Here is a 25,069-nt window from a genome sequence, read left to right as displayed (position 1 = left end):
AGGCGAAGAACCTGGTGTGGCTGCGTTCGCCGCTCGACCTGGGGGCCGCTGGCCGTCCGGTCAAGGCCGCCGCCTGCCGCACGCCGACACCAAAGTGATGATTGACGGCTACGTTTCAGCTAACGCTCGACCAACTTTTGCTTCTCAGGGTCATAAACGACGGAAACGATATCGCCAGTCTGAATCATCTGAATCGCTTGATTGATCACCGGAAGCAGCGCGACGAACCACTCATGTGGATTGTAGGTGCGCCCATCGATCCCAACCTGAGACACCTTCAACCGCACGACCACAAATACCTTGTGCAAGAGGTTTTCCAATGCCGAAGAGCGCAAGTTGTAAACACGATAATCAGCCCCAATCTCTACTGGGGCCATAAGCTAGGTCGGTTCTCTCAATGCAATCGCAACCCGCTGTTTCACCGGATCGCTGATCAATAAGGCCTTCGATGACACGAATGTTCCGTACCAACCCCTCGTAGAGGATTCATGGCGACTAAACAGTCAGGATTCACAAAGTCGCATGGATACAGCGCTACGCCTCTATCGCAAGCGAGACGCTACGACCGCTGACAAACGAGCGGCCTGCACAAACCTGGCGTACATTCTTGGGGATAAGAGACAATTGTTGAAGACCCATCTGCTCACTAACGGCGAAGCCGCCCCCTTCCAACGTGCAAGGTCCCATATAAGTTTGATATTCGACACAGCAATGACCCAAACAAGGTGATCATGATGGAGCATTTCGCGATTGGGTTTTGGTGGTATCGCGCCACGGTACAGCTCATCGAACGGCTGCTGGAACGATAAAGCAACACACTACAAGACAAAAGTTCATGAAAATTTGGGTAAAAGTATTGCCATCTCTTGAATTCTTCAGTAATTTCCTCAACAAAACCAGATTGACAAGAGAATTAAGGAAATGAAGTTGAAGAATACATTCCAAAAAGTCTTTCCCGTTCTTGTTGTAGCCGCAACAATATTCGCTACCCCCACCGGAAGTTTTGCTCTGGAGACCACCCCAACAGTATCCGCCGCATCCCCAGCTGATAGCACGCAAGACAAAAACTTAGTTGGCAATCAAGCTTTAGCAATCCCTGCAAGCGAGGTATCAGAGTCAACAGATTTTGATACTGCGATGGCCACACTGTCTCACTACCTCGTATATCGGGCGGACGGACAACGCCATTTCGACACCGAAAAAGCCAAAGAAGAAAATGCGTCGCATTATTTACTCGTCGCAGGAGAAAACCTCAACCGCGTAGCCGACAATAACGAGGTCATGATATACAGCCTTGAAACGCGCGACATGCCTGGGTATGGAAACTGGTGCGGCCCAGGGCACAGTGGTCCGGGTGCCCCAATCAATACTCTCGACTCTCTCTGCCAAAAGCATGATAAATGCTATGGCTCGCGAGGATACTTCGCTTGCTCATGCGACAGGGAGCTGGTTCAAGGAATTCGTAAAAACCGGGGCAAATTCAATGGAGTCGGAGAAAACGCGATGGCCCTTGCTATTGCTACATATTTCAATTCCGCCCTGTGCAATCCATTAGCATAGTGGATCCCCAACGGTCCGGGAAGGAGAAAGAAATGAACAGGCACAAAAGCAACAAGAGCCTAAAGTTAAGTAAACTTCTCTCAGCTTTACTCTCAACAACTGCGATTGCGTTCCCGTATCTTTTTCCTTCCATTTTTCCGGAAGGGACCATGCCGTATTTCATCATTACCGTACCCATAGGTGTAGCAGCTGGAGTCCTTGCATACAAAAGCCAATCGTGGTTGCTGGTTGCATTCTCTATTCTTGCCGGATTATCCCCTCTACTGTTCGCTTGGATAATTTGGGTTGTTATCAAGATCATATATTTTGTCACGGGCGGTCGCTTACCCAGCGCTGAATGGCTCTAAAGAATTCAGAGCCGCAGCACACCCTCGGCAAACAAAATATGCATGAAATTTCCAGATCCCGCGCCCCCTACTGCGGTGCGGGCTTTCCGCAGCTTTAACCGTAAAGGTGTCAAAGTGAACTGCTCCCCATAAACCGGACTGAAAAATCAGAAACCAGATTGTGGGGAGTTTTTCTATGCATCCAGCAGCAAGTTGAGCCAAGCTCAGCGTGAACAAACAGTGGAACTATTTGAGCAGGGCTATGGCGCTAGAGCGGTCTCTAATCCTCTCGTCTCATACGCTTCGCTAGGTCTATCCTCCCCGGACGCGGCTGCCCTACTTTCGCCCTCATCACCAAGCTCTGGCGAACAGCACATGTCATGTCAGCGCACCTAAGTTTTCCAACGATCATTTCACTGATAGTCGACCTGCGTTTTAGTGGAAGACCATGCCGCCGTCGACGATGATGGTCTGGCCGGTGATGTAGTCAGAGTCGGAACCAGCGAGGAAGCCGATGATCTTGGCAACATCCTCAGACTCGGAAAGGCGTCCCAAGGAAGTGTCCTTGGTGAACTGCTCCCAGCCCCACCTCGGCGGGCTTGCCAGCGTTTTCTGCGAGTTCCTCAGCAAGACCCTTCATGAGCGGAGTCTTTACGATACCCGGCGCGTAGGCGTTGACGGTGATGCCGTCGTCCGCAAGGTCACGGGCGGTGACCTGGGTCAGGCCGCGCACGGCGAACTTGGGGGAGCTGTAGAGTGGAATGCCCTTGTTGCCCTTGATGCCGGCCTGGGAGGTGGCGTTGATGATCTTGCCGCCGTGACCGAGCTCCTTGAACTTCTTGGCCGCAGCCTGCGTGCCCCACAGGACACCCTTGTAGTTGACGTTGAAGATCTTGTCGACTTCTTCTTCGGTGATGTCCTCGAGCGGGATCTGCGGAGCGATGCCGGCGTTGTTGACGATGACGTCGAAGCCGCCCGCCTCGGCCAGGACGGCATCTACCCCGCGGTTTAGTCCTCGGCGTCGCCGCCGTCCTCAGCACCGTGTCTGAGGATGGCGTCGCCTCGCGCCTCAAGGTTTTTCTGGGTCTTAGCCTGGGCGCGCGCGGCGACGTCAGAACGCGGCGCTGCCTGGATGTAGTGCTGCGACTCGAGGCCTATCTGCAGCTCCTTCGCCCGCAGAACCTCGGCGTCGAGCTTGAGCCCCAAGATCAGCACGGTATTCATAATCCAGACTGCAACGAACAAAGCCAGCACGGTGCTCAGCGCGCCATAGGCGCTCACGCCTGCAAAATGGCTCAGGTAGAGACCGAAGAGCCACCACACCACGACGTTGACAAGCAGCGTCACCACAGAGCCCAAGGTGATCCAACGGAAGCGCGGTGGGCGCACGTTCGGGGCATAGTGATAGAGAACCGCAATCAGCACCATGACCATCACCACCGTCACCGGAAAGCGCAGCCAGTTCCACACAGGAAGGAAAATGCGCAGCAAGAAATCCACGGCGGATTCCAGATGCAGCGGACGCGAGACGGGTTCAATAAGCCCAGTGATGACGGTATCGCGCAGCAGGTTAGCAAAGACCAAAATCACCGCGCCGACCACCAAGAAGATGGTGAGAACCCACATCATCGCCCAGGTACGCAACAGCCCGCGGCCCTCCACGCGGCCATAGACCATGTTGGCGGTGCGCGAAAAAGCGCGGACGTAACCAGAGGCCGAGAACAAGGAAACCAGCACGGATAAAACCAGCGCTATGGTGCCCTTTGCACTCGAGCCAACGATGGTATTCACGATGTCCGTAGCCTGCGCCGAAACGTCCTGCGGCAGATAATCTTGAATGAGCTGCTCAGTCAGCTGCTCCACCTCTTGCTTCCGATTGGCAAAAAGCAAAGTGGCAATCGAATAAACGGCCAGGACGGTCGGAGCAAAAGCCATAAGCGTGAAATAGGTCATCGCCGCGCCGCGGTCGCCCAGCCCCTCAAGGAAATAGTCCGACCATGTCCGACGCAGCACAAGACCCCAGCTCTCCTTGCGCAGGCGGTTTTTACGCGAGAGCGGGTTTCTCTCCGTTTGGTCGATGTCCAGCACCTCAGTGCTGTGCGGGGGAAGAATCTTGGAAGGCTCCTGCTGGCTCATTTCGCCAGACTAAGCACATTCAGCTAGCTGCCAGAGAAGTGACACCCGTGGCACGCCAAGTAGATACTAGGCTGTTATATATGACTGAACGCAGCAATGTTGAATCCTTCGAGCTGGACCACCGCAACGTCAAGGCCCCTTATGTCCGCGTGGCCGGCCGTACCCCGCTGGGAGGCGGCGCCGAGATCATCAAGTACGACCTGCGCTTCTGCCAGCCCAATGAGGCTCACCTCGAAATGCCCACTGTGCACTCCATCGAGCACATGATGGCCAACTTCATGCGCGATTACACCGATAAACTCATCGGTTTTGCGCCGATGGGCTGCCAGACCGGCTTTTATGCCATCACCAACGGCATGGAGCAAGAGGAGCTGCTCAACGCACTCGAGCACGGCCTCGAGGATATCCTCCACGCCACCGAGGTTCCCGCCGCCAACGAGCGCCAATGCGGCTGGGGCGCCAGCCACTCCCTCGAAGGCGCACAGGCAGCCGCCCGCGAGTTCTTGTCCAAGAAGGACGAGTGGCTCGAGGTTATGGCCTAACCTTTATCCGCGGGCCTTATCTACGAAGCCTTCGTGCAGTTGCGCCAACCGCGCGCCCTGCACGGGCTTTCGGCTTAGTACCTCGTCAACGGCCTCGCACTCCTGCGTGCTCAGCGCAGTGACTGCGAGGTTTTCTTTGATCCGTGCGAGGTTCGTCGAACCGGCAATCGGCACCACGTCCTTGGCCAGCAACCAGCCCAGCGCTATCTCGGAGACGTTGCGGTCAGACACTGCTGCCGCCACTTCCTGCGCCAGCTGCTTGTTGGCCGCGAAGTTCGCAGAGTGCAAACGCGGCGAGGAAGAATCATCATCTGGCTCGCTGCGGCCTGCCAAAAGCCCCTTCGCCAGCGGTGAATAGGCCATAAACTCCGCGCCCAATTCGCGGGCTAGCGGGATGATTTCTTCTTCTACGTCGCGGCTGAAGATGGAGTATTCATACTCCAGATACGTCACCGGGCAGACCTTGTTCGCGCGGCGAATGGTCTCCGGGCTTGCCTCGCACAGCCCGAAAGCGGCCACGTCACCTGCATCGATAAGTTCTTTTACTGTGCCCGCTACTTCCTCAATGGGCACGTCTTGGTCCACGCGATGCTGCATATACACGTCCAAGCGCTCCCGTTTTAGTCGGCGTAACGAACCATGGGCGCTCGCGCGAATAACCTCCGGGCGCGAGTTCAAAGCGCCGGTGGGCTTTCCTTCCTTAATCTCCCATCCGAACTTGGTGAGGACGCGGGCGCGGTTGCCCAGGGCGTCGCCAAGCATTTCTTCGCCCGTGAAGGGCCCCTGGATTTCAGAGGTGTCGAAGAGCTCTACGCCTGCCTCCACCGCGCCACGCAGGACATCGACCATCTCGGCGCGACGCGGGGAATCGGGATAGGAGTGCGGAGTCATTGAGGTACAGCCAAGCGCAATCATGGACACCACCGTAGCTGCTTCCCTCGTGTGCGTGTACCTCCCTGTGTAAATAGCCCCCTCAAACCGGCCCTATTTCCTGCACTAAATACACACAGAAGTACGGTGCCGCGGGCACAGCGCTCACCGCCACACGTTCTCGTAGCGGAAATAGTGATGCCACTTCCACGCTGGCGGCAGCAACTGCCCTCCCCCGCGGGCCACGGCGATGACCTGGTCGATGGCAACCTGCAGATGATGCTCAATCATCCCCGCCGTGAAGTGCAGCGGCTTCCACCCGCGCTGCACCGCGTCGTTGAGCTTCTGGCGGTCCAGCTCGAAACGTTGGATGCGCTCACCTTTGTGGTACTCGTAGCCATCTATCTCGATTGCGACCTTCTCCTTGGCCAGCACGATATCCCAGTAATACGGCCCGATGCGTTGGTTGTTGGCCACTGCGAGGCAGGCATCGGCAAGGGCTTGGGTGAGAAGACGCTCGTATTTGCTATCACTGCCGATGACGCTACGCTGCATAATCCGCCGCGTGCGCGAGGGAAAGCGCTGGAAATCCTCCTTATAAAAGGCCAGCCGTTGGTGGCCATCCTTGCCGTTGCAGAAACGCTCCAAGAACTCGATGGCTTTGTCTTCTTCCACAACCTCCAGCGCTTGCAGCGGATTGCACGCGTTTAGGCCGTTGACCATATATGGGCCCTTGGGCATGGCGCGCCGCGTGGAGAAATACGCGCAGGTGCGAGCGTGACGTGCCGCCATGAGCTGCAGCGGAAACTCCAGCTTGCGCTCTGTATAGACCGCAACGGCCGAGCCTCCATCCAGCACGGTGCCAGGATAACGCTCGTTCAAAATCCCCGCGAGTTCGCGCGGGGTGGGTTGGCGCGGCAACGCCAGGCCCGGCGTGATGCGCACGGCTTTGCCCTTCGCCACGAGACGGTCAATGGTGCGCGAGTGTTTCCCCCGAATTGGTTGCAGCATCCTCTACTTCCCCCAAGTGTGCGTGCTCCCCCAAGCACACGGATACCTCTCAATGTAAATAGGCCCTCCAATTCGCGCAATTGGAAGGCCGTATTTTCACACAGCGGTACGTCCTGGGGCAGGACGCCCTAAATGGACACCCCAATCCAGACCGGCTCCGGCACGAGCTCTACGCCGAAGCGCTTGGCGACGCCCGCGCGAATCTCGCGCGCCAACGCCACGATGTCGGAGGCCGTCGCGGCCCCACGGTTCGTCAGCGCGAGAGTGTGCTTCGTGGACAAGGTAGCCGGACCAACACCTGGATAGCCCTTGGCGAACCCGGCGCGCTCGATGAGCCAGGCGGCCGAGAGCTTTATTTCCTCGCCGTCCGAGCCTGCGAGGACGGCGTGGCGCGGCATGCGGTCTGCGTCCTCGGCACCGCGTTCGGTGCGCACGATTTCCTGGATGTTATCGGCAACCGCAGAGTCCACGATGGGATTGGTAAAGAAGGAGCCGGCGGACCAAGTGTCGTTGTCGGTTGGGTCCAAGACCATGCCCTTGCCGCGGCGCAGCTGCAGCACCTGCGAGCGCACCTCCGCGACGGGACGGCGCTCGCCCGGGGTCTGTGTGAGCTGGCCAAAGCGCAGCGGCTTGGAAAGCCCATCCGTAGAAAGCTGCAGTTCCACCTCGAGCACGACTGCACGGTGGGTGAACTTCAGGTTGGAGTAGCGATAAGCCAGGTCCAGGTCGGAGGCGGGAACCCACTCATCGGCACCGGTCTCGCGGGTATACAGGCGCACGCGGTTAAGCACGTCCGAGATTTCTGCGCCATACGCACCCACGTTTTGTACCGGCACAGCGCCCGCGGTTCCCGGGATTCCGGACAGGCACTCGATACCGCCGAGGCCCGCCTCCACGGAAGCGGCAACCACTTCGTCCCAGTTCGCGCCGGCTTCCGCGCGGACCACGCCAGTCTCCGCGTCCACGCTCACCTCAGCGAAGTCGAGGACGAGTGCTACGACATCGATGCCCTCATCGGCGACCAAGAGGTTAGAGCCGCCGCCCACCACGACGAAAGGAATAGAAGCTTGATCCAGTGCCTTGACAGCGGAAATGGCGGCGTCGGCAAGCGTGGCCCGCAAACACAGCTCAGGTTTGCCGCCTACGCGCAGGGTGGTCAGGTCTGCGAAGGTGGTCTCCGTGTCGAGGACGAGGCCGTCGATCGCGGAGAGCTTCTGGGTCATAAATTCATCAAGCACGTCTACCAAGGTAGTCTGTAAAGCATGTCAACCCGTAGCGAAAACACCGTAACGATCAATCAGCCCATCGAAAAGGTTCACCAGGCGCTGCTCACGCAGGGTTACTGGGAGCACATTGTTGCTAACCTTTCTCCGGATCCGGGCCAGGTTCATGATTTCACCAACAACGTAGCCATCCTCTTCGAGGTGCTGCCAACCACCCTGCTGCCTGAAGCTGTCCGCGCCATGGTTTCTCAGGACCTGAAGGTCAAGCGTGTCGTCACCATTGGTGAGCTCAACGGCAATGCTGCCGATGTTAAATACACCGCAGACGTCAAGGGAACCCCTGTTGACTTCGGCGGCGACATCGCCCTGACCGGCGAGGGTGATACCACCACCCTGTCCTACGTCAACGAGATCTCCGTGAAGATCCCGATGATGGGCGCTGCCATCGAGCCGAAAGTTGCCGATGCCCTAGGTGAGCTCTTCAATAACGAGGGCAAGCTGACCGAGCAGTGGATCGCTGACAACCTCTAAACGCTACTTTTAACAGAAATGGCCGATCACGCACATAACCTGCGCGCAAGCGCGAGTGCGGGTCGGCCTTTCGGCGTTATTACCCGCGGTACCACCAATCAAAACAGGCTTCGTCGCTGCGATAGGTGGGTCGCCGCACACCCCTCCATCACGGCTTTGCTGCGGTCCGTGGAGGAGCCGCTGGCTCTCGACGTCGGCTATGGCGCGTCCCATTTCACCACCGTGGAATGGGCGGGCTGGCTGCGGCGGGTCAATCCCCGTGTGCGGGTGACCGGCCTGGAGATTGCGCCGGAGCGCGTGCTGCCGCCTCGCGACGGCGTGACCTTCGAGCTGGGAGGCTTCGAGCTGGCGGGGTATCGCCCGCAGCTGGTGCGTGCTTTCAATGTGCTGCGCCAATACGATGTCTCCCAGGTTCCCGAGGCATGGGAAGAGGTTACCTCGCGCTTGGCCCCTGGTGGTTTCTTCGTGGAAGGCACCTGCGATGAGCTGGGCAGGCTATCCACCTGGATCCTGCTCAACCGCGAAGGCCCGCAGAGCCTGCATTTGGCATGGGATCCCTTCAACGTGGAGCGTCCCTCTGACTTAGCGGAACGCCTGCCCAAGATACTTATCCACCGCAACATTCCGGGCGAGCCGATTCATGAGCTTTTGCAGGCCGCCGACCGCGCATGGGATCACGCCGCGGGGTGGGCTCCCCACGGGCCTCGTGTGCGCTGGCGAATGGCGCAACAGGCGATGATTGATGCGGGGCTGCCCGTGCATCCGGTGCGCAGGAGAATGCGCGATAGCGTCTTGAGCGTTAACTGGGAAGTCGTTGCGCCAAAGCTGTGAAGCAGGTTGCCCTCATTGGCGCTGTGAGTTCACATAAGTAACACTGGTAGGTATGGCTCAAAAGAAGACGTCTCTGGCTTGGAAAATACTCATCGGAGTGCTCGTGGCATTCCTCGTTCTCATTTTGCTGGCGGAGTTCGGCCTGCGCTGGTTCATGGGCAACCAAATGAAAGACCAGTTCGCCCAGGCCGCCAAGGACCAAGGAATTGAGTCCCAGGAGGATCCGAACATTAGCTTCGGCACCACTCCTATCCTGCTTGGACTATTCGGTGGCAAGCTCAGCGAAATGAACATGGAAACGCCGTCCACGCTGCAGATCGACGGCACCGAGATCAAGGGCCAGCCGGCTACCAACGTCCACATCGAAGACATGACGCTGTCCGATGACCCGGTGGCAGGCTCCCTCCGAGCTTCCACCAAGGTTCCAGATGATTACCTGTTGGCCACCTTCCAGAAGGGCATCGCAGACGAGTCCGGTAGCGAACAGGTCGGCAACTTGGTGGTCACCAACATCACGGCTAACGACGCCGAGAATCTTCTCGACGTCGAGTTCGCCGGCGGCCTCGCCAATCTCGCGTTGGAGCCGAAGGCGCAGGACGGCAACCTGTCGATCACGGCAAAGAACGCCTCCCTGCTGGGCTTCGACTTGCCGAAGGAAGCAACCGACGCCATCTCTACTGCGCTGCAGAAGGGCATGAAGGATCAGTTCATCGGCGAGGGCTTGAGCGTCGACGAAGTGGATGTGGCTGACGGCGAGCTCAACCTCACCATCACTGGCCAGGACGTGCCGATGAGCGAGCTGGGCAGCGCCGCCAATGCGGCGGGCAAAGGCGCGAAGGAAGGCGCCCCAGCACCCGCGCAACAAGGCCGCTAAAAGGCGTTTTCACTTAGGCTAGCTCGCGGGCCAGACCTCGGCAGGCAACAAACCTGCCGGCTGGCCCGCGAGCTTTTCTTGTAATTGCTCGGCTTGGGCAGGCGAGGAATAGATGAGTTTATCGAAGCCCGCCTGCGTCGCAGCTTGCGCCGCGGTGAGAGCATTCTCGCTCGCGGGAAGGATAAGCCCAAGCTGGGCCGGCTGCGGGCAGGCCTCGCGGACGGTGATGAGATCGGTGAGCAGGCTGGTGGCGTCGCCAAGCAGGGCGTCTACCGCGACCCATACCTCCGCGGCGCCAGACTGCACCGCCAGGCGCGCCTCGGAGGCCTTGATGAGGCTATGGTGGCGGCCGGTGGGATAGCCGGCGACGGTGACCACGTGGGCGGCGCCCTGTGCGGCAAGCACGTGCGTGGGCGCGACGAGCACGGCCTCATCCGGCTGCGCGGCGGCGCGGACGTCGTCGAGAGCGGCGTTTAAGAGATTGCGCATCTTAGTAGCTGTAGTCGCCGTTGACGATGGCCTTGAGCTGCGGGCGGACGTCGAACCAATAGACGCCGGTCACGACTGCGCCAATCCACGGCAGGAAAGAAAACGGCAAGTTCAGCGCCAGCGCGGAAGCTGCCAGCATGCCCACCCAGGTCCACTTGCTCTTGCGGTCACCGGCGCGGTAGGCATCCTCGCGAGTGGTGGCGGCGAGGATGGCGCCAACAATGGCGAAGATGCTCAAGAAGGTAAAGAACCACCCAGCTGCGTGGTTGAGAAGGTAAATGATGATGTCCATAGACATCCCAGCCTAGCGGGCCGGGCCAAACGGATTTTCTTCGCCTTCTCCAATGACCTCGCCGTCGATGATGTTGCCGTTTGCCGAGGTGGAGCCGGAGCGCTTTTCCTTCACGCTGGCAATCGCATTCTCGACGCCCGCGCGCCCCTCCTCATAGGCCGCATTAAAGTCCTTGCGGGCGCGGGCAAAAGCCTCGGAGTCACGCACCTCACCGGCGGCGTTGCTGACGCTTTCTCCAAGGCCGCGGGCGGTGCCGGTGACCTTGTCGAGGAAAGAGCCTTCCGGTTTCGGCTGCTGCGCGTGCTCTGCCTTCACGCGGCTCGAAAAATCCTTGGCGGCTTCCAAACTGGAAGCACCCGCGGTCTTCAAAGAATTAACGAAGGAATTAGCCATTATTTTCTCCTTTAAGCACCAAAGACGAGGTGATTTACAGTGTAGATAACCAATCCTGCCAGCGTTCCCACAACCGTGCCATTCAGACGGATAAATTGCAGATCCTTGCCCACCAAAAGCTCGATATTTTCGGCGGCTTCGGTGGCGTCCCAGCGCTTGATGGTCTCCGGGATGATACTGATGATGTCACCGGCGAAATTCTCCGACGCCCAGCGCGCGGCTTTATCCACGATTTCATTCGCCTTGTCACGAAAACGCGGGTCCTGCTGAATGCGCACGCCGAAGTTCTGCGCTTCGGCCGCGATCTTGGTGCGCAGGAAGGATTGCGGTTCGCTCGCCTGCTTGGCGACGCCCGCCCTAAAGGCCTCCCACGCTGCCCCCGGCATGGCTTGTACCTGCTCGGAGTTCATCATCTCCTGCTTGATACCCTCAACGCGGGCGACCATCTCGGGGTCGTCCTGCAGGCGCCGTGCAAACAGCTCCAGGTTGCGACGGATGGACTGCCGCACGGCATGGTTCTTGTCATACTTGACCTCGGAGGCCCACTCCACGATGGAGACGTAAACCTTGTCACCGGCCATGCCGCGGGCGAAGCGGGGAAGCCAAGCCGGCATCTTTTCGTCGACAAGCTCGATGACTTCGTTTTCAAGGGTGAGGACTTTGGCATGCGCCCAGTCAATGAGGTCGTCGACAAGCGGCTCTGCTTTGCCGTCGGCGATGTAGCCTTCCAGCAAACGTCCTACCGGCGGCCCCCACTCGGGCTCCAGCATGCGGTCGAGGATTTGGGTGCGGATGAGATCCTCGGCCTCGGCGGAATCGAAACTATTGACAGCGCGTGCCAGGATATCGGCCGCCTTCTGCGCGGCTAGCTGCGAGTTAGGCTCCTGGGCCAACCAGGCGCCGGCCTTTTCGGGAATGTTGTTTTCCGAAATCTTCGCCGAGAGGGCGTCCGGGGTAAGGAATTGCTCCTCCACGAAGGTGCTCAAGGCCTCGCCGACCTGATCCTTCTTCTTCGGAATGAGCGCCGTGTGCGGAATCGGAATGCCCATGGGATGGCGGAAGATAGCGGTAACGGCGAACCAGTCAGCCAAGCCACCGACCATGCCAGCCTCCGCGCCCGCGCGCACAAACCCCACCCACGCCGGAGCAGTCGCGTCCTGATGCTGCCACCAGGAACATGCGAAGAAGATGACGGCGGCCAAGATCAAAAGGCCGGTGACACCCCACTGGTACTTGCGTAGCGTGCGGCGACGCTCGGCGACGTCGGCTGGGTTAGGGCCTGGTACGGCAATGCTCATGTTGGCGGTGACTCCTTTTGTTGCTCCGTATAACTGTACTAACGGATTTGGTACGTGACCTCTTCCCTGGTGCAGATAGGGAAATGAAAAGCGCCCCTAGCCTCCATCGAGGATGGCTAAGGGCGCTGTGGCAGGAATGCTAAGTTCGCACCAGCTTAGTTGATACGACCGGTCTCAGAACGGTACTGACGGTAGTAACGACGACCGTAATGGATGAGACCAACGCAAGCGACAGCGATGACGACGAGCAGGGCAGCACCGACGATGATGGAAATCTTGGAGCTTTCCTGGCCCACGCCGTACTGGAAGGCACCAGCGCCGAGGCCCCAAATCAGGGTGCCGGCTGCCGGCAGCAGAGAAAGGATCAGGCCCATGCCGACCCAGGTGGAGGTGCGCAGCAAAGAAGAGTGCGGTGCGCCGAAGGATACTGGGTCGTATCCCTCAATGTAGGAGTCCTGGATCTTGCCGGTAAACTCCGGGTAGGTCTCACTTGCGTGATCAGCAACTGCGTGGGTGTTGTCGCTCATGGCTGAAACTTTCTCTCGTTCCTGTTATTCCTGTGAATGACTATATCTTAGTCGTCCTTGCCGCGGAAAGCAGCACGTGCACGTTCGCGGGTAACTGCGGACACAGCGGTCAGCGGAACGCCTGCTGGGCAGACGTCAGCGCATTCGCCGTAAAGGGAGCAGTGACCGAAGTTCTGCTCGAGGTCATCGACCATGTTGCGTGCACGACGGCCACGCTCTTCCTTGCCCAGCGGCATGAGGGAAAGGTGAACCAGCTTCGCGCCGGTGAACAGGTGAGCTGCACCGTTCGGGCAGGATGCCACGCAGGCACCGCAGCCGATGCAGGCCGCGTGGTCGAGGGAGTACTCGGCGGTCTCGTGGTTGAGGTGCAGGGTATCGGCATCCGGAGCGGTGCCGGCGTCCATGGAGACGTAGCCACCCTGCTCCATGACGTGGTCCAGCTTGGAGCGGTCCACGATCATGTCCTTGATAACCGGGTATGCGGCAGAGCGGAATGGCTCCAGCTTGATCTTGTCGCCATCCTTGAACTGGAACAGGCGCTGCTGGCAAGCCGGGGTGTTCTGGCCTGGGCCGTGTGGGCGGCCGTTGACCAGCAAACCACAGGTGCCGCAGATGCCCTCACGGCAGTCAGATGCGAATGCGAAAGGCTCGTTGCCAGCCTCGACCATGCCCTCGTTGACGTGGTCGAGCAGCTCCAGGATGGACATCTGCTCGGCGGCGTCGTCAACCTGCACGGTCTCGAACTTGCCTTCTTGCGTCGGTCCGGCTTGACGCCAGATCTCAAGTGTCAGTTTCATTACTTGTAGTTCCTTGTCATCAGCGGGATCGAATCAAAGTACAGCGGCTCTGCGTGGCGAATGAACTCACCAGCGTTTGCGCCTGGCTCCCAGGCAGAAACGAAGCACCAGTTCTCATCGTCACGCTCAGCCTCGCCATCCTCGGAGAGGTGGTCGTCACGGAAGTGCGCACCACAGGACTCGTCACGGTCCAGGGCGTCAACACACATGAGCTCGCCCAGGTCGATGTAGTCAGCAACGCGCAGACCGTACTCGAGGACCTGGTTCATGTCGTTGGCGTTGCCGGTGATGCGGACGTTAGCCCAGAATTCCTCGCGCAGATCGCGAATCTTCTGGATAGCGACCTTGAGGTCCTCGACGTTACGGGAAACGCCGCAGCCCCAGTAGAGAATCTCACCGAGCAGACGGTGGTAGTGAGCTGGGCCGTGCGGGTCATTGCCACGCACTCCCATCAGACGGTCGATGCGATCTTGTGCGCGCGCAACAGCCTTCTGTGCCTCGGCCGAATCCTCAGCCAGCTTGTCCTCACCGAGGTGCTTAGCCAGGTAGTTAGGAACCGTAAATGGCAGGGTGAACCAGCCGTCGACGGATGCGGACAGCAGGGAGTTAGCGCCCAGGCGGTTCGCACCGTGGTAGGTCCAAGAGCACTCACCGGCGGCGAACAGGCCGTCGATAGCGGTCATCTCGTTGAAGTCGGTCCACAGGCCACCCATGGTGAAGTGGCAGGTCGGTGCGATACGCATCGGGGTCTCGTATGCGGACTCGCCGATTGCCTCTTCGTACATCTCGATGAGGTTGGAGTAACGCTCACGGATCTTGTCCTTACCCAGACGCTGAATTGCATCGCGGAAGTCCAGATAAACGGAGTTGTGCAGTGGTCCGACGCCCAGGCCCTTGTTGATCTGCTGGGAGATCGCACGGGATGCAACGTCACGCGGAACGAGGTTGCCGAAGGCCGGGTAACGGCGCTCCAGGAAGTAGTCGCGCTCCTCCTCCGGAATCTCGTTGGCGGGGCGGTCGTCGCCTTCCTTGATCGGGGACCAAATGCGGCCGTCGTTACGCAGCGACTCGGACATGAGGATGGTCTTGGACTGCCACTCGGAGTTGACCGGAAGACCCGTCGGGTGGAACTGGATGAATGCCGGGGAAGCCAGGTATGCGCCGTGCTCGTAAGCACGCATCATGGCGCCAGCATTGGAGTTCTTAGCCAGGGTGGACATGTGGTAGACGTTGCCGTAGCCGCCGGTACCGAGGATTACTGCGTGGCCGGTGAAGGCCTTCAGCTCGCCGGTAATCAGGTTACGGGTAACGATGCCGCCCGCGCGCTTCACACCATTGTCGTTGTAGGTGATGATGTCCTGCATGTCGTGGTGAGCGAACAGCTCCACGTTGCCCAGGCCAATCTGGCGGTACAGCGCCGAGGTGGTGGACAGCTGCAGCTGCTGGCCTGTTTGACCACGGGTGTAGTAGGTACGGGAAACCTGAACACCACCGAAGGAGCGGGTTGCCAGGGTGCCGCCGTACTCGCGGGCGAAAGGAGCACCAATGGCGTTCATGTGGTCGATAACGCGCACGGACTCATATGCCAGGCGCCAGCAGTCGGACTCGCGGCAGCGGTAGTCGCCGCCCTTCACGGTGTCCTTGGTGTGGCGGTATGCAGAGTCGTTGTCCACCTTCTTGTGGCGGGAGGAGTTGACGCCGCCCTGCGCAGCGATGGAGTGCGCACGACGTGGGGAATCGTGGTAGGTAAAGACCTTCACGTTGTAGCCCAGCTCGCCGAGGGCGGCAGCTGCGGAACCGGCCGCCAGACCGGTACCAACAACAACGATCTCGAACTTGCGGCGGTTAAGCGGGGAGACCAGATCCATATGATCCTTCTGGTAGCTCCACATTTCCTTCATCGGAACGCCGTGCGGCTCGTGGGACTCCAGGATGCGACCTGCGGTGACGCCCGGGACAATCGACGTCGGGTGCGAGAACTTCGGATGCTCGCGCTTGAGTTCAGTGTTAGTCATTTTTTAAAAAGCTCCTTTAGCTGACCCAACCCAGGGCGACGGACAGCGGCATAACGATGTTTGCGATGCAAACTACAGCCGGGATGATGTAGGCCAGAATCACGAAGACCTGACGCCACTTCGCACCGGTGATACCCAGGTCAGAAGCAGCCAGACGGATGCCGTGGGTCAGGTGCAGGAACAGGCAGCACATCGCCAGAACGTAGAAGATGGTGACTGGCCAGCGGCTGAAGGTGGCAATCATGTTTGCCTTGACCTCGCCGTGCACGAATGCCTCAGGCGCAACCGGCTGCACACCCATGGTGAGGTCCAGCAGGTGGAAGACGATGAACAGCAGCAGGACTGCACCGGTGACCAGCATGGTCTTGGTTGCAAAGGAGTCGAGGCCACCCATCAGATTGGTGCGCTTGAATTTGCCGCGGGACTGCTTGGAGCGAGCGGTAAGTGCGAATGCACCGTAAATATGTGCAATAACGCAAGCCAGCAAAACAATGCGGATCATCCACAGCAGGTGGCCGTGCGGGATGAGCGGTGCGCCCAGATCACGCAGGAACTCGCCGTAGATATCGAGTGCTTCGTCGCCGTCGTGCGCCGGCAAGTAAAGCTTCAGGTTGCCGGCCATGTGGCCGACTACGAAAAGCGCAAAGAACAGGCCGGTGATGGCCATCGTAATCTTCAGTGCCCAGGTGGGTACGGAAGGCTTAGTACGAATCGTTTCGTTAGTGATGCGGCCGTGAGCGATTGCCTCACGGTCAGGATTTTTTACAGACATGACACCTCCATAGTCGCTATTACCTTACGCAGCCTTATCCGCTGGCAACTAGTCAAATTCGGGCCAAAGCAGTCTCTTCTTAAGGGCCTAAGCAGTCCGTAGAAATTTCATTAGGTAAGGATCGCCTAAAACGGAGTATTCGAAAAGCCGTTTACCTTGCACGCTGCTTTTTACGCAATACTCACGTTGCGAAATTCCCAGCGTCTATGAGGTTCGTCACAGCTAATTTTCGGAGTGACTAGCTCACCCCTTTATGTGTCAAACTTTCGCAGGAGTCACACCGCCCACACTCCACACATTTTTACCCCTATTCGCAGGGAGGTTAAGAACCTTCACACAGTCTTTGCAAAAATCCTGTTACAGGATGGCAGGGGCCGGTAATCTTTTTCACATGAGTAAGACTTACGTGGGTTCACGCCTGCGCCAATTGCGGCGCGAACGGGATCTAAGCCAAGCCTCTCTAGCCTCTACGCTGGGGCTTTCGGCTAGCTATGTCAATCAGATCGAACACGACGTCCGCCCTTTAACTGTACCGGTACTGCTGCGCATTACTGAGGTATTTGGCGTCGACGCCACCTTCTTCTCCCGCGATGATGACTCCCGCCTACTGGCTGAAATCCAGGATGTCATCCAGGACAAGGAGCTATGCCCCTCCCCCGTTGAACTGCAAGAATTGTCCGAGTTGGTTTATAACCACCCCACCGTGGCCCGCACGCTGGTGGAGATTCACCGCCGCTACGGCAATGTTCGCGACAAACTGTCCCTTGCCACCGATACCCGCCGCTCCGCAGGCACACAGGCGCTTTCCATGCCACACGACGAAGTCCGCGACTTCTTCTATGCGCGCCAAAACTACCTGGATGAACTAGACGTTCACGCTGAGACGCTCGCTTCTGAGCTGGACGTTTCGCAATTCCGCATCCGCGATACCGAGGCCGCCCTTTCAGCGCGGCTGCGCGACAAACACGGCGTCGAGATCGTAACGACACCACAAATGGATGGCACGCTTCACCGTTTCGACCGCGAAAGCGGAACGTTCCGCCTCGCCAGCCGCCTCTCCGAGGGGCAGCGCGCCTTCCGAATGGCTGCTGAGCTGGGATTTCTGGAAGCTGGCGAGCTCATCGACTCCCTTGTCGACGAAGAGCCCTTCACTTCCGACGCCTCGCGCAACCTTGCTAAGCGAGGCATCGCCAGCTACTTTGCGGCAGCCACAATCCTTCCTTACACCACTATTCATTCTGAAGCAGAGCAATCGGGCTATGACCTGGAATACCTATGCCAGGTCTTTGGCGTGGGCTACGAAACGGTGGCTTCGCGCCTTTCTACCCTGCAGCGCACGAACAAGCGTGGCATTCCATTCACGTTCGTCCGCGTGGACCGCGCCGGCAATATGTCCAAACGTCAATCAGCCACCGGCGTCCACTTCTCCAACTCGGGCGGTACCTGCCCGCTGTGGAACATTTATGAGACCTTCTCTAACCCCGGAGTTATCTCCCGCCAGCTCGCGCAGATGCCCGATGGGCGCAACTACCTGTGGATTTCGCGTTCGGTTCAGCACCACCAGGGCCGCTACGGCGATACAAATAAGCTCTTCGCCATTGGCCTGGGTTGCGAGGCTCGTCATGCTGACCGCACGGTATATGCCGAGGGCCTTGATCTGGGCGACCTATCTGCCGCGACCCCGATTGGCAACGGATGCCGCACCTGCCCGCGTGCCAGTTGCGCCCAGCGCGCCTTCCCCGCCATCAACGAAACGCTGACAATCGACGCCCATCGCTCTGCAGTGGCGCCGTACTAAGCACGCGACATCCCGGGCTTGCGGCGTCGCGCTTCGCTGCCGGAACGCAAATACCCAGCCCCGAAAAACCAGACCTCGTGGTCGCACAAGCATCCCGTTTGTTCTCGCGGGATCGCCACCCCCCTGGCTTGAACATATGGCGATGAAAACTAGACTTCAAGTAGTTGAACTTTTGGTATGGAGATGCCTATGCGTAAGACCTTAATCAGCCTCACCGGCCCCGCCTTCGTTGCTGCAGTGGCTTACGTCGACCCCGGCAACGTAGCCGCCAACATCAGCGCCGGCTCCCACTACGGCTACCTCCTGGTGTGGGTACTCGTCGTGGCCAACCTCATGGCCATGTTCATCCAGTACCACTCCGCCAAACTGGGCCTAGTCACCCACCGCTCCCTGCCGGAAATCATGGGCGAGCGTCTCTCCCGCCGCGCGCGCCTAGGCATGTGGGCCCAGGCCGAGCTCATCGCCGCGGCCACCGACCTCGCCGAAGTCATCGGCGGCGCCATTGCCCTGCAACTCCTCTTCAACCTCCCCCTGTTCGCGGGCGCGCTCATCATCGGCGCGGTCTCCATCATTCTCCTCATCTTCCAGAAGAAGAACCAGTGGTTCGAGGGGCTTGTCATCGGCCTGCTCCTGGTCATCTGCATCGGCTTCCTTGCCGGCCTCGCCATCGCCCCGCCCGACCCCGCCGACGTGGCCGGCGGCCTCATCCCCCGCCTAGAGGGCAAGGACAGCATCCTGCTGGCCGCCTCCATGTTGGGCGCCACCGTCATGCCGCACGCCATTTACCTACACTCCTCCCTGACCAAGCAGCGCTACCCCGACCTGGAAATCCCCCACGTGCTGGCCGGCACCCGCGCGGACATCGCCGTGGCGCTGTCCATCGCCGGGCTCGTCAACGTGGGCCTGCTGGTCCTGGCGGGCTCGGCCCTCTACGGCGTGGACGGCACAGAGACCATCTCCGGGGCCCACACGGCGATTGCCAGCCACCTCGGCCCGCTGGCCGGCGTTCTCTTCGCCATCGGCCTGCTGGCCAGCGGCCTCGCCTCGACGTCAGTGGGCGCCTACGCCGGCTCCGAAATCATGGACGGCCTGCTTCACATCAAGGTCCCCCTACTAGTCCGCCGCCTGGTCACGCTCATCCCGGCGCTGGTCATCATCGGCTGCGGGGTCGACCCCACTATGGCACTGGTGGTCAGCCAGGCACTTCTTTCCCTGGGCATCCCCTTCGCCATCATCCCGCTTTTCCGCTATGCCGGCTCCCGGGACGTCATGGGTGAGTTCGCCGCGAAACCCTGGTCTATGGCCGTGGGCTGGACGCTTGCCGCGCTGGTCATCGCACTCAATCTCGCCCTCGTGCTCCTGCCGCTGCTCTAGGCCGCCTACAATCAGCAGCCATGATTGAAGTAGCAGCCGTCGTCATCCGCAACCCACAAGGCCACGTGCTTACCGTGCGCAAGAAGTCCTCCACCAAGTACCAACTGCCCGGCGGCAAGCCCGAGGCGGGCGAGGCGCTTGTCGACGCCGCCCTGCGCGAAGTTGCCGAAGAAGTAGGCCTCACCCTCGACGCCGAGAGCCTCAACAAACTCGGCACCTTCGACGCTCCCGCCGCCAACGAACCGGGCGAGGTCGTCGTCGGCACCATCTTCACCTACACCCGCACCGTCACCGCCGACGAACCCCATGCCGCCGCCGAAATCGGCGACACCGCCTGGGTCAACCCAGCAGCCCCCGACCGCGAGCTTGCACACCTGCTGCGCGACCGCGTCTTCCCCACGCTGGCCTAGCGCCAACTGTCAACACTTCGGCGTCATTGACCTCGAAACCATCAAGAGCTACCCTTTTGAACATGTTCACTGAACACGTTCACTCATCGCGCTCGGCCGCCAAAGCTGGCACCGTCAGCAAGGTCCTAGCCACCGCCTACGAACTCTTCCTCACTCAGGGCTACGCCACCACCAGCATCCGGACTATCGCATCCGAAGCTGGCGTTAGCGTGGGAACCGTCATGGGAGTCGGCGACAAACAAACGCTGCTCATCCGCACCATTGGCCAACACATTTCAGAACTCCACGATGACATCCGGGGACAATCCGATAGCCTTCTCGATGTCCTGAGACCTTTCCTCCAGATGTTTACCGGCCACGAAGAGCTCTCCCGCGCCTTTGGCGCAGCACTCATCCAACAAGGCAATCAAGGCGAAGCGCTCACCGCACTCAAAACGCTCCTGACCGATGAAATCACCCTGCGACTCGGCACCAGGCTCAGCAGCGCCGATGCGGCCGAGTACGCCGACCTGCTGTACAACGTCTACCTCGGCTTACTCATCGGCTGGGCCGCCGGAATCTACGACACCGAGCACCTCACATCCCAAGCCGCCTCATCGATCGAACGCCTCAACACCGCATTCGGAGTAACCCAATGATCCTAGAATCTTCCCCAGCCTGGCCCTCCCTTCTACTAGCAGCCATTCTGCTTGGCGACGCCGCCCTCTCCCTCAAACCAGTCCCCTTCATCGAAGCCTGCCTCAGCGGCGTCAAACTCCCCAAGGACTGGTGGTGGGCGCTCATTGTCATCAAGTGCCTCGCCGCCGTAGGACTCATTGCCGGGCTCTGGTTCCCCGGCGTAGGAATCACAGCCATGATTGGAGTCATCGCCTATTTCTGCGCGGCCGCAGCAGCCCATGTCCGCGCCCACTTCCTCGGTAGCGCATTCTGGATCAACTGCTTAGGCATGCTCGCATTCTCCATCGGAGTACTGATCCTGACGCTCGCACTGAATTAAGACACCAGTCAACCTTTCACGGCTTCCTGAAGGCAGATACATCATTGCACCTCTTGAATGATGACTTGATGCTTTCTACCCTAAAGGTATGCGCACGACGATAAACCTCCCGCCGAAACTCCTTGAAGAAACGAAGGTCCAAGCCAAAGCCAACAATGTCACTTTGAGCTCATACGTCGAAGAGGCGGTCCGCGCTGCCCTCAAGAAGGAAGCCCGCATCAGTACCGAAGACACCCCCGTTAACCTGCCCTCCTTCGATTGCGGCGGACCGGCTCTAGTTGATCTCAGCAACAAAGAAGCTGTGTGGGCGGTACTCGATGATCATTCCTGATGTCAACATTCGCGTTTATGCCTTCCACTCCGCTGCACCGCAACATAAACCCGCTCAACAATGGCTAAGTAGTGCTCTAAATCGGCATGAAACAATTGGACTCCTGGATGTTGTGGCAACGGCAGGTCTGTGTTTCCAGGACTGGGTATTTGCCAGAAGATGCAGAAAAGGCCCCCTCGCGGGGGCCTTAACGCGAAAAGCGCTTAGAGGTTAATCATGTGGCCGCCGATGCCCTCGGCAGCTTCCTTCATTGCCTCAGAAAGCGTTGGGTGGGTGTGGATATTGCGTCCGATTTCCTCAGCGGTGAGGTCGAAGCGCTGTGCCAGCGTCAGTTCCGGCAGAAGCTCGGAGACGTTGGAGCCAACCATGTGTCCACCAATGAGCTCACCGAACTCACCGTCAGCAATGAGCTTGACGAAGCCGGCGGTCTCGTTGAGGCCCGCTGCCTTGCCGTTTGCGGAGAACGGGAAGGTTGCGACCTTGATGTCACGGTCAGCAAACTTCTCGCGTGCCTGCTCCTCGGTGTAGCCGAAGGAAGCAACCTGCGGGTTGCAGAAGGTAGCGCGCGGCATGTTCATGTAGTCACCCAGTAGCTGGGTCTCAGCGCCAGCGATAACCTCAGCAGCAACCACGCCCTGTGCCTCAGCAACGTGTGCAAGCTGAAGCTTTGCCGTGACGTCGCCAATTGCGTAGATGCCCGGAACATTGGTGCGCATGTAATCGTCGATTGCGATAGCGCCGCGCTCGGTGAGCTCAACGCCGGTGTTTTCCAAGCCGAAGCCCTCAACGCGCGGTGCGAAGCCGATGGAGACCATGCAGCGGTCAACGGTCAGGGTGTCGGTCTTGGAGCCGTCCTTGGACTCGACCTCGACGGTGACATCGTTGCCATTGTCCTTGATGGAGGTGGTCTTGAAGCCGGTCAGCAGCTTCACGCCAAGCTTCTTGTACTGCTTAGCAATCTCCTTGGAGACGTCCTTGTCCTCGTTCGGCAGGACGCGGTCCATGAACTCGACGATGGTGACGTCCACGCCGTAGTTAGCCAGAACGTATGCGAACTCCATGCCGATTGCGCCGGCGCCCACGATAACCATGGACTTCGGAGCTTCATCCTTGAGGATCTGCTCCTCGTAAGAAACGATGTTGCCGCCGATTTCAACGCCCGGGAGGGAACGAACGACGGAGCCCGTTGCGATGATGCAGTTTTCGAAGGTGACGGTCTTGCCCTTGTCATCGCCCTCGGTGATTTCGATGGTCTTTGCGTCTTTGAAGGAGCCAAGGCCGTTGATCTCGGTGATCTTGTTCTTCTTCATCAGGTAGTGGACACCCTTGACGATGCCTTCAGAGACCTTGCGGGAGCGCTTGTGAGCAACACCGAAGTCGAAGGAGACATCACCAGAGATGCCGAAAGCCTTAGCCTCATGGTTGAAGGTGTGTGCTACCTCGGCGTTCTTCAGCAACGCCTTGGAAGGAATACAGCCAACGTTGAGGCAGACACCTCCCCAGTACTGCTTCTCAATGACAGCAACCTTCTTGCCAAGCTGGGCTGCGCGGATGGCGGACACGTAGCCGCCTGGGCCCGCGCCGAGTACTACAACGTCATAATGTTCTTGAGTCACGCGTACAAGAATACGGAAGATTATCCGCGCTGTCTCACTCTCCCCCAAGATTGAGTGCCTTTTAACTTCTTAAGGCGAAAACGCAGCCCTCGCAGGAATTAAAAAATCTCCCTTTCCTGCCTTAAAAGCAAGGTAGGAAAGGGAGATTGGTTCAGCCGAAGCAGTGTCTTAGAACAGACCCATGCCCAGCGCAGCCTCGGAGGACATGGAAGAGCCAGCGTGTACCCAAGCGCCGAGGACGTTGTTGATGGCGACAATGAAGGAATCAAAAGCGTTCATGAAGTCTTACTTTCTGTTGTTGCTGCACAAATGCAGGGAGGCGGAAAGAAACCTGCTGGTGGGGATGGTTTCCTGCGAGCAAATTGCACTCTTTATAACGGCATCTTAGGCACATACGTTACGCAGTGCGCTAATTCCAGCCGAAATTATGACACAAAAGCCACATGTTCACCAGCATTCACTTTTGCTACTTGATAGTTTGACTGTAGCCCCCTCGTTGTCTCCCTCTTTCCTGCCTCTTGCCTTTGGCGAGGGCACAAGGGAATATAGTCAACGAAAATGCGCGTACCCTCTCACGCATTACCGACTCCCTCTAAGGAAGCAAACCTAAATGAAGACTCTCCACTCATTGGTCAAAGTCGCCGCCTCTGCAGCGCTGATTTTGGGGTGTACGATCATTCCGGCCACCGCATCTGAAGTGCCTGCTGCCACCGTGGCAGGCGCCGCCACCCCTTCCACCATCACCGAGGATTCCGCCTGGAAAGTCCTTAACGCGGATCCCTCCATTCAGGGCCTTTTGGTCTCCGAAGACGAATACCGAGAAAGCATCGAAACCTACCGTGCAGCCGCAGCGGACGGCACCCTCGATGCCGCGAAGTACAAGGAGCTGAGCTTCGACCTGGATCTGGCGAAGTTGCCAGACGAGTTGAAGTGGTACGGCTACGTTTACAAGTACCCGGACTACCGCGCCAAAATCGTCACCATGCAGGCCTCTTCCCCTGCCATGAATGGCCGCGAAATCCCGCTCGCCGTCATCACCCCTGACGGCAAGTTCGATTCGCAGCGCCCGACGCTATACCTGCTCAACGGCGCAGGCGGCGCTGACCAAGGCATGGATTGGATCGTCAGCACCGCTGGCCGCGACCTAGATCCGGAAAAGCCGGGCACCCAAGACATCGATGACTTCTACGGAGACCGCAATGTCAATGTCGTCATCCCGCAGGCCGGCGCATTCAGCTACTACACCAATTGGCTGGAGGAACCGGACGGCAAGTACGGGCTTAAGGGCCCACAGAAGTGGGAGACCTTCCTAACCAAGGAGCTGCCTGGCCCGCTGGAGGATCACATCAACGGCAACGGGCAGCGCGGCATCGCTGGTATGTCCATGTCCGCCACCTCTTCGCTGCTGCTGGCTGAGCACAACCCACGCTTCTACGACGCAGTCGGTTCCTACGCCGGCTGCGCCGCTACCTCGAGGCCGCTGCCGCACTTCTACCTCCAGCTAACCCTGGGCCGCGGCGGCGCTACCCCAGAACAGATGTGGGGCGAAATGGGTGGCGAGTACAACCGTTATAACGACGGTCTCATCAACGCGACCAATAACAACCTGGGTGACACCGACATCTACGTGTCCGCCGGCTCCGGCCTCGCGGGCGCAACCGATTTGGGCTCGACCAAGTCTTCTTCCACCCTCGTGTTTGAAGGTGGCGCCATCGAAGCCGCAATGAGCGCTTGTACCCATGACTTGCAGGCAAAGCTCAATCACGAAAACGTCCCGGCTACATTCAACTTCCGCAACACCGGCACCCACTCCTGGCCGGGCTGGTTGGAAGACATCAACGCTTCCTGGAAGGTCTTCGGCACGGCATTCAACGCCCCAGAATCGGAGGCTCACGTCGCCGAGGCAAACAATGCTGATGAAGTACTTGCTAACGAAAAGCTTGACGACGCCGATATCCCTAATGTTGAGCAGCCTGCCCCCGCTGACTCCCTGCCGGTAGACCCAGCAGCGCCAGCACAGTAAGCTCTCCTTAAAACTCTCGACACGTTGGGAAAG

29 protein-coding genes are annotated in these 25,069 nt (G+C 59.0%); 13 read left to right on the top strand and 16 right to left on the bottom strand.

From position 1 onward, the window contains the following. Positions 1-119 precede the first annotated feature (119 nt). Positions 120-377, bottom strand: coding sequence for a hypothetical protein (locus HMPREF3169_RS11750; protein ID WP_061920320.1), 258 nt, complete (start codon positions 375-377; stop codon positions 120-122). A 544-nt stretch (positions 378-921) separates the two neighbouring features. Between HMPREF3169_RS11750 and HMPREF3169_RS13280 the strand changes: the two genes are divergently transcribed. Continuing rightward, positions 922-1,560 (top strand): phospholipase A2 family protein, encoded by a 639-nt coding sequence (locus HMPREF3169_RS13280; RefSeq protein WP_201040627.1) that lies wholly within the window; start codon positions 922-924, stop codon positions 1,558-1,560. Between the two features lie 32 nt (positions 1,561-1,592). Continuing rightward, on the top strand, positions 1,593-1,907 hold the full coding sequence (locus HMPREF3169_RS11735) for a hypothetical protein (protein WP_070456777.1): 315 nt from the start codon (positions 1,593-1,595) through the stop codon (positions 1,905-1,907). Between the two features lie 414 nt (positions 1,908-2,321). Here HMPREF3169_RS11735 and HMPREF3169_RS13540 read toward each other — a convergent pair whose 3' ends face one another. From HMPREF3169_RS13540 to HMPREF3169_RS11725, 3 genes are read right to left on the bottom strand one after another with little or no spacing between them, the layout of a single operon-like run. Continuing rightward, positions 2,322-2,441, bottom strand: coding sequence for an SDR family oxidoreductase (locus HMPREF3169_RS13540; protein WP_160330552.1), 120 nt, complete (start codon positions 2,439-2,441; stop codon positions 2,322-2,324). Then, positions 2,419-2,847 carry an SDR family NAD(P)-dependent oxidoreductase gene (locus tag HMPREF3169_RS12845; RefSeq protein ID WP_235591345.1) on the bottom strand — a complete coding sequence of 143 codons (429 nt, stop codon included), beginning with the start codon at positions 2,845-2,847 and terminating at the stop codon, positions 2,419-2,421. Before HMPREF3169_RS12845 ends, HMPREF3169_RS13540 begins: the two co-directional genes overlap by 23 nt. A 47-nt stretch (positions 2,848-2,894) precedes the next feature. Next, positions 2,895-4,022 (bottom strand): YihY/virulence factor BrkB family protein, encoded by a 1,128-nt coding sequence (locus HMPREF3169_RS11725; protein ID WP_061920296.1) that lies wholly within the window; start codon positions 4,020-4,022, stop codon positions 2,895-2,897. Positions 4,023-4,102: 80 nt separating this feature from the next. Between HMPREF3169_RS11725 and HMPREF3169_RS11720 the strand changes: the two genes are divergently transcribed. Beyond that, complete coding sequence (locus HMPREF3169_RS11720; RefSeq protein ID WP_062036065.1) at positions 4,103-4,564, top strand: S-ribosylhomocysteine lyase; 462 nt, start codon at positions 4,103-4,105, stop codon at positions 4,562-4,564. A gap of 3 nt (positions 4,565-4,567) precedes the next feature. Here the strand turns inward: HMPREF3169_RS11720 and HMPREF3169_RS11715 are convergent, their stop codons facing one another. From HMPREF3169_RS11715 to HMPREF3169_RS11705, 3 genes are all read right to left on the bottom strand, one after another. Further along, positions 4,568-5,479: an aldo/keto reductase gene (locus HMPREF3169_RS11715; protein ID WP_070456774.1), complete on the bottom strand. Its 912-nt coding sequence runs from the start codon at positions 5,477-5,479 to the stop codon at positions 4,568-4,570. 120 nt (positions 5,480-5,599) lie between these two features. Then, positions 5,600-6,445, bottom strand: coding sequence for a PDDEXK family nuclease (locus HMPREF3169_RS11710; RefSeq protein ID WP_061920290.1), 846 nt, complete (start codon positions 6,443-6,445; stop codon positions 5,600-5,602). A gap of 128 nt (positions 6,446-6,573) precedes the next feature. Beyond that, positions 6,574-7,683 (bottom strand): UDP-N-acetylmuramate dehydrogenase, encoded by a 1,110-nt coding sequence (locus tag HMPREF3169_RS11705; protein WP_061920289.1) that lies wholly within the window; start codon positions 7,681-7,683, stop codon positions 6,574-6,576. 24 nt (positions 7,684-7,707) lie between these two features. Between HMPREF3169_RS11705 and HMPREF3169_RS11700 the strand changes: the two genes are divergently transcribed. From HMPREF3169_RS11700 to HMPREF3169_RS11690, 3 genes are read left to right on the top strand one after another with little or no spacing between them, the layout of a single operon-like run. Next, complete coding sequence (locus tag HMPREF3169_RS11700; protein WP_061920287.1) at positions 7,708-8,199, top strand: DUF2505 domain-containing protein; 492 nt, start codon at positions 7,708-7,710, stop codon at positions 8,197-8,199. An 18-nt stretch (positions 8,200-8,217) separates the two neighbouring features. Beyond that, positions 8,218-9,030, top strand: a complete 813-nt coding sequence (locus tag HMPREF3169_RS11695; protein WP_061920285.1) for a class I SAM-dependent methyltransferase — start codon at positions 8,218-8,220, stop codon at positions 9,028-9,030. Between the two features lie 52 nt (positions 9,031-9,082). Continuing rightward, complete coding sequence (locus tag HMPREF3169_RS11690; RefSeq protein ID WP_061920283.1) at positions 9,083-9,904, top strand: LmeA family phospholipid-binding protein; 822 nt, start codon at positions 9,083-9,085, stop codon at positions 9,902-9,904. Between the two features lie 18 nt (positions 9,905-9,922). On the opposite strand, the gene HMPREF3169_RS11685 is transcribed toward HMPREF3169_RS11690, so the two are convergent. The 8 genes from HMPREF3169_RS11685 to HMPREF3169_RS11650 form a co-directional block, all read right to left on the bottom strand. Next, a complete protein-coding gene (locus tag HMPREF3169_RS11685; RefSeq protein WP_061920281.1) occupies positions 9,923-10,393 on the bottom strand; it encodes a hypothetical protein in 471 nt (156 codons plus the stop codon). Position 10,394: 1 nt separating this feature from the next. Beyond that, positions 10,395-10,685, bottom strand: coding sequence for a DUF2516 family protein (locus tag HMPREF3169_RS11680; protein WP_061920279.1), 291 nt, complete (start codon positions 10,683-10,685; stop codon positions 10,395-10,397). Between the two features lie 12 nt (positions 10,686-10,697). Next, positions 10,698-11,078, bottom strand: coding sequence for a hypothetical protein (locus tag HMPREF3169_RS11675; protein ID WP_061920277.1), 381 nt, complete (start codon positions 11,076-11,078; stop codon positions 10,698-10,700). 11 nt (positions 11,079-11,089) lie between these two features. After that, positions 11,090-12,376, bottom strand: a complete 1,287-nt coding sequence (locus HMPREF3169_RS11670) for a DUF445 domain-containing protein (RefSeq protein WP_061920275.1) — start codon at positions 12,374-12,376, stop codon at positions 11,090-11,092. A gap of 155 nt (positions 12,377-12,531) precedes the next feature. Next, on the bottom strand, positions 12,532-12,903 hold the full coding sequence (locus tag HMPREF3169_RS11665) for a hypothetical protein (protein ID WP_061920272.1): 372 nt from the start codon (positions 12,901-12,903) through the stop codon (positions 12,532-12,534). Between the two features lie 47 nt (positions 12,904-12,950). Continuing rightward, the gene (locus HMPREF3169_RS11660) at positions 12,951-13,700 is read right to left on the bottom strand and encodes a succinate dehydrogenase/fumarate reductase iron-sulfur subunit (RefSeq protein WP_061920270.1); all 750 of its coding nucleotides are present in this window, start codon (positions 13,698-13,700) and stop codon (positions 12,951-12,953) included. Next, on the bottom strand, positions 13,700-15,715 hold the full coding sequence (locus HMPREF3169_RS11655; protein WP_062036090.1) for a fumarate reductase/succinate dehydrogenase flavoprotein subunit: 2,016 nt from the start codon (positions 15,713-15,715) through the stop codon (positions 13,700-13,702). The genes HMPREF3169_RS11660 and HMPREF3169_RS11655 overlap by 1 nt, the downstream gene beginning before the upstream one ends. 16 nt (positions 15,716-15,731) lie before the next feature. Then, complete coding sequence (locus HMPREF3169_RS11650) at positions 15,732-16,487, bottom strand: succinate dehydrogenase cytochrome b subunit (RefSeq protein WP_070432506.1); 756 nt, start codon at positions 16,485-16,487, stop codon at positions 15,732-15,734. A 391-nt stretch (positions 16,488-16,878) separates the two neighbouring features. Between HMPREF3169_RS11650 and ramB the strand changes: the two genes are divergently transcribed. The 6 genes from ramB (at position 16,879) to HMPREF3169_RS11620 (ending at position 21,397) form a co-directional block, all read left to right on the top strand. After that, positions 16,879-18,285, top strand: a complete 1,407-nt coding sequence (gene ramB, locus HMPREF3169_RS11645) for an acetate metabolism transcriptional regulator RamB (protein ID WP_070456770.1) — start codon at positions 16,879-16,881, stop codon at positions 18,283-18,285. A gap of 189 nt (positions 18,286-18,474) precedes the next feature. Next, on the top strand, positions 18,475-19,659 hold the full coding sequence (locus tag HMPREF3169_RS11640; RefSeq protein WP_011272788.1) for an Nramp family divalent metal transporter: 1,185 nt from the start codon (positions 18,475-18,477) through the stop codon (positions 19,657-19,659). A 20-nt stretch (positions 19,660-19,679) separates the two neighbouring features. Further along, positions 19,680-20,069, top strand: a complete 390-nt coding sequence (locus HMPREF3169_RS11635) for an NUDIX hydrolase (protein ID WP_005292595.1) — start codon at positions 19,680-19,682, stop codon at positions 20,067-20,069. 62 nt (positions 20,070-20,131) lie between these two features. Continuing rightward, a complete protein-coding gene (locus tag HMPREF3169_RS11630; protein WP_005292598.1) occupies positions 20,132-20,707 on the top strand; it encodes a TetR/AcrR family transcriptional regulator in 576 nt (191 codons plus the stop codon). Continuing rightward, on the top strand, positions 20,704-21,066 hold the full coding sequence (locus tag HMPREF3169_RS11625) for a DoxX family protein (RefSeq protein WP_005292602.1): 363 nt from the start codon (positions 20,704-20,706) through the stop codon (positions 21,064-21,066). Before HMPREF3169_RS11630 ends, HMPREF3169_RS11625 begins: the two co-directional genes overlap by 4 nt. Before the next feature lie 88 nt (positions 21,067-21,154). After that, positions 21,155-21,397 (top strand): YlcI/YnfO family protein, encoded by a 243-nt coding sequence (locus HMPREF3169_RS11620; RefSeq protein ID WP_005292604.1) that lies wholly within the window; start codon positions 21,155-21,157, stop codon positions 21,395-21,397. 203 nt (positions 21,398-21,600) lie between these two features. Here the strand turns inward: HMPREF3169_RS11620 and lpdA are convergent, their stop codons facing one another. Continuing rightward, positions 21,601-23,013: a dihydrolipoyl dehydrogenase gene (lpdA, locus tag HMPREF3169_RS11615; RefSeq protein WP_061920262.1), complete on the bottom strand. Its 1,413-nt coding sequence runs from the start codon at positions 23,011-23,013 to the stop codon at positions 21,601-21,603. Positions 23,014-23,623: 610 nt separating this feature from the next. Between lpdA and HMPREF3169_RS11610 the strand changes: the two genes are divergently transcribed. Then, positions 23,624-25,036 (top strand): alpha/beta hydrolase, encoded by a 1,413-nt coding sequence (locus tag HMPREF3169_RS11610; RefSeq protein ID WP_070456767.1) that lies wholly within the window; start codon positions 23,624-23,626, stop codon positions 25,034-25,036. The last annotated feature ends 33 nt before the right edge of the window (positions 25,037-25,069 follow it).

Origin of the sequence: Corynebacterium sp. HMSC08C04 (assembly GCF_001807495.1) — a bacterium.
Taxonomy (GTDB): Bacteria; Actinomycetota; Actinomycetes; order Mycobacteriales; family Mycobacteriaceae; genus Corynebacterium; species Corynebacterium simulans.
The sequence above is the reverse complement of the archived record's forward strand: the minus strand, read 5'-3'. Positions and strand labels throughout refer to the sequence as shown.

What these genes read in the sequence shown, in the direction of transcription:
- HMPREF3169_RS11720 (WP_062036065.1), top strand. Translation starts at nt 4,103, where the DNA reads ATGACTGAACGCAGCAATGTTGAATCCTTCGAGCTGGACCACCGCAAC.
- HMPREF3169_RS11695 (WP_061920285.1), top strand. Translation starts at nt 8,218, where the DNA reads ATGGCCGATCACGCACATAACCTGCGCGCAAGCGCGAGTGCGGGTCGG.
- HMPREF3169_RS11735 (WP_070456777.1), top strand. Translation starts at nt 1,593, where the DNA reads ATGAACAGGCACAAAAGCAACAAGAGCCTAAAGTTAAGTAAACTTCTC.
- HMPREF3169_RS11700 (WP_061920287.1), top strand. Translation starts at nt 7,708, where the DNA reads ATGTCAACCCGTAGCGAAAACACCGTAACGATCAATCAGCCCATCGAA.
- HMPREF3169_RS11725 (WP_061920296.1), bottom strand. Translation starts at nt 4,022, where the DNA reads ATGAGCCAGCAGGAGCCTTCCAAGATTCTTCCCCCGCACAGCACTGAG.
- HMPREF3169_RS11640 (WP_011272788.1), top strand. Translation starts at nt 18,475, where the DNA reads ATGCGTAAGACCTTAATCAGCCTCACCGGCCCCGCCTTCGTTGCTGCA.
- HMPREF3169_RS11630 (WP_005292598.1), top strand. Translation starts at nt 20,132, where the DNA reads ATGTTCACTGAACACGTTCACTCATCGCGCTCGGCCGCCAAAGCTGGC.
- HMPREF3169_RS11680 (WP_061920279.1), bottom strand. Translation starts at nt 10,685, where the DNA reads ATGGACATCATCATTTACCTTCTCAACCACGCAGCTGGGTGGTTCTTT.
- ramB (WP_070456770.1), top strand. Translation starts at nt 16,879, where the DNA reads ATGAGTAAGACTTACGTGGGTTCACGCCTGCGCCAATTGCGGCGCGAA.
- HMPREF3169_RS13280 (WP_201040627.1), top strand. Translation starts at nt 922, where the DNA reads ATGAAGTTGAAGAATACATTCCAAAAAGTCTTTCCCGTTCTTGTTGTA.
- HMPREF3169_RS11665 (WP_061920272.1), bottom strand. Translation starts at nt 12,903, where the DNA reads ATGAGCGACAACACCCACGCAGTTGCTGATCACGCAAGTGAGACCTAC.
- HMPREF3169_RS11675 (WP_061920277.1), bottom strand. Translation starts at nt 11,078, where the DNA reads ATGGCTAATTCCTTCGTTAATTCTTTGAAGACCGCGGGTGCTTCCAGT.
- HMPREF3169_RS11660 (WP_061920270.1), bottom strand. Translation starts at nt 13,700, where the DNA reads ATGAAACTGACACTTGAGATCTGGCGTCAAGCCGGACCGACGCAAGAA.
- HMPREF3169_RS11655 (WP_062036090.1), bottom strand. Translation starts at nt 15,715, where the DNA reads ATGACTAACACTGAACTCAAGCGCGAGCATCCGAAGTTCTCGCACCCG.
- HMPREF3169_RS11625 (WP_005292602.1), top strand. Translation starts at nt 20,704, where the DNA reads ATGATCCTAGAATCTTCCCCAGCCTGGCCCTCCCTTCTACTAGCAGCC.
- HMPREF3169_RS11635 (WP_005292595.1), top strand. Translation starts at nt 19,680, where the DNA reads ATGATTGAAGTAGCAGCCGTCGTCATCCGCAACCCACAAGGCCACGTG.
- HMPREF3169_RS11670 (WP_061920275.1), bottom strand. Translation starts at nt 12,376, where the DNA reads ATGAGCATTGCCGTACCAGGCCCTAACCCAGCCGACGTCGCCGAGCGT.
- HMPREF3169_RS11690 (WP_061920283.1), top strand. Translation starts at nt 9,083, where the DNA reads ATGGCTCAAAAGAAGACGTCTCTGGCTTGGAAAATACTCATCGGAGTG.
- HMPREF3169_RS11750 (WP_061920320.1), bottom strand. Translation starts at nt 377, where the DNA reads ATGGCCCCAGTAGAGATTGGGGCTGATTATCGTGTTTACAACTTGCGC.
- HMPREF3169_RS11650 (WP_070432506.1), bottom strand. Translation starts at nt 16,487, where the DNA reads ATGTCTGTAAAAAATCCTGACCGTGAGGCAATCGCTCACGGCCGCATC.
- HMPREF3169_RS11715 (WP_070456774.1), bottom strand. Translation starts at nt 5,479, where the DNA reads ATGATTGCGCTTGGCTGTACCTCAATGACTCCGCACTCCTATCCCGAT.
- HMPREF3169_RS11610 (WP_070456767.1), top strand. Translation starts at nt 23,624, where the DNA reads ATGAAGACTCTCCACTCATTGGTCAAAGTCGCCGCCTCTGCAGCGCTG.
- HMPREF3169_RS11685 (WP_061920281.1), bottom strand. Translation starts at nt 10,393, where the DNA reads ATGCGCAATCTCTTAAACGCCGCTCTCGACGACGTCCGCGCCGCCGCG.
- HMPREF3169_RS11620 (WP_005292604.1), top strand. Translation starts at nt 21,155, where the DNA reads ATGCGCACGACGATAAACCTCCCGCCGAAACTCCTTGAAGAAACGAAG.
- HMPREF3169_RS11710 (WP_061920290.1), bottom strand. Translation starts at nt 6,445, where the DNA reads ATGCTGCAACCAATTCGGGGGAAACACTCGCGCACCATTGACCGTCTC.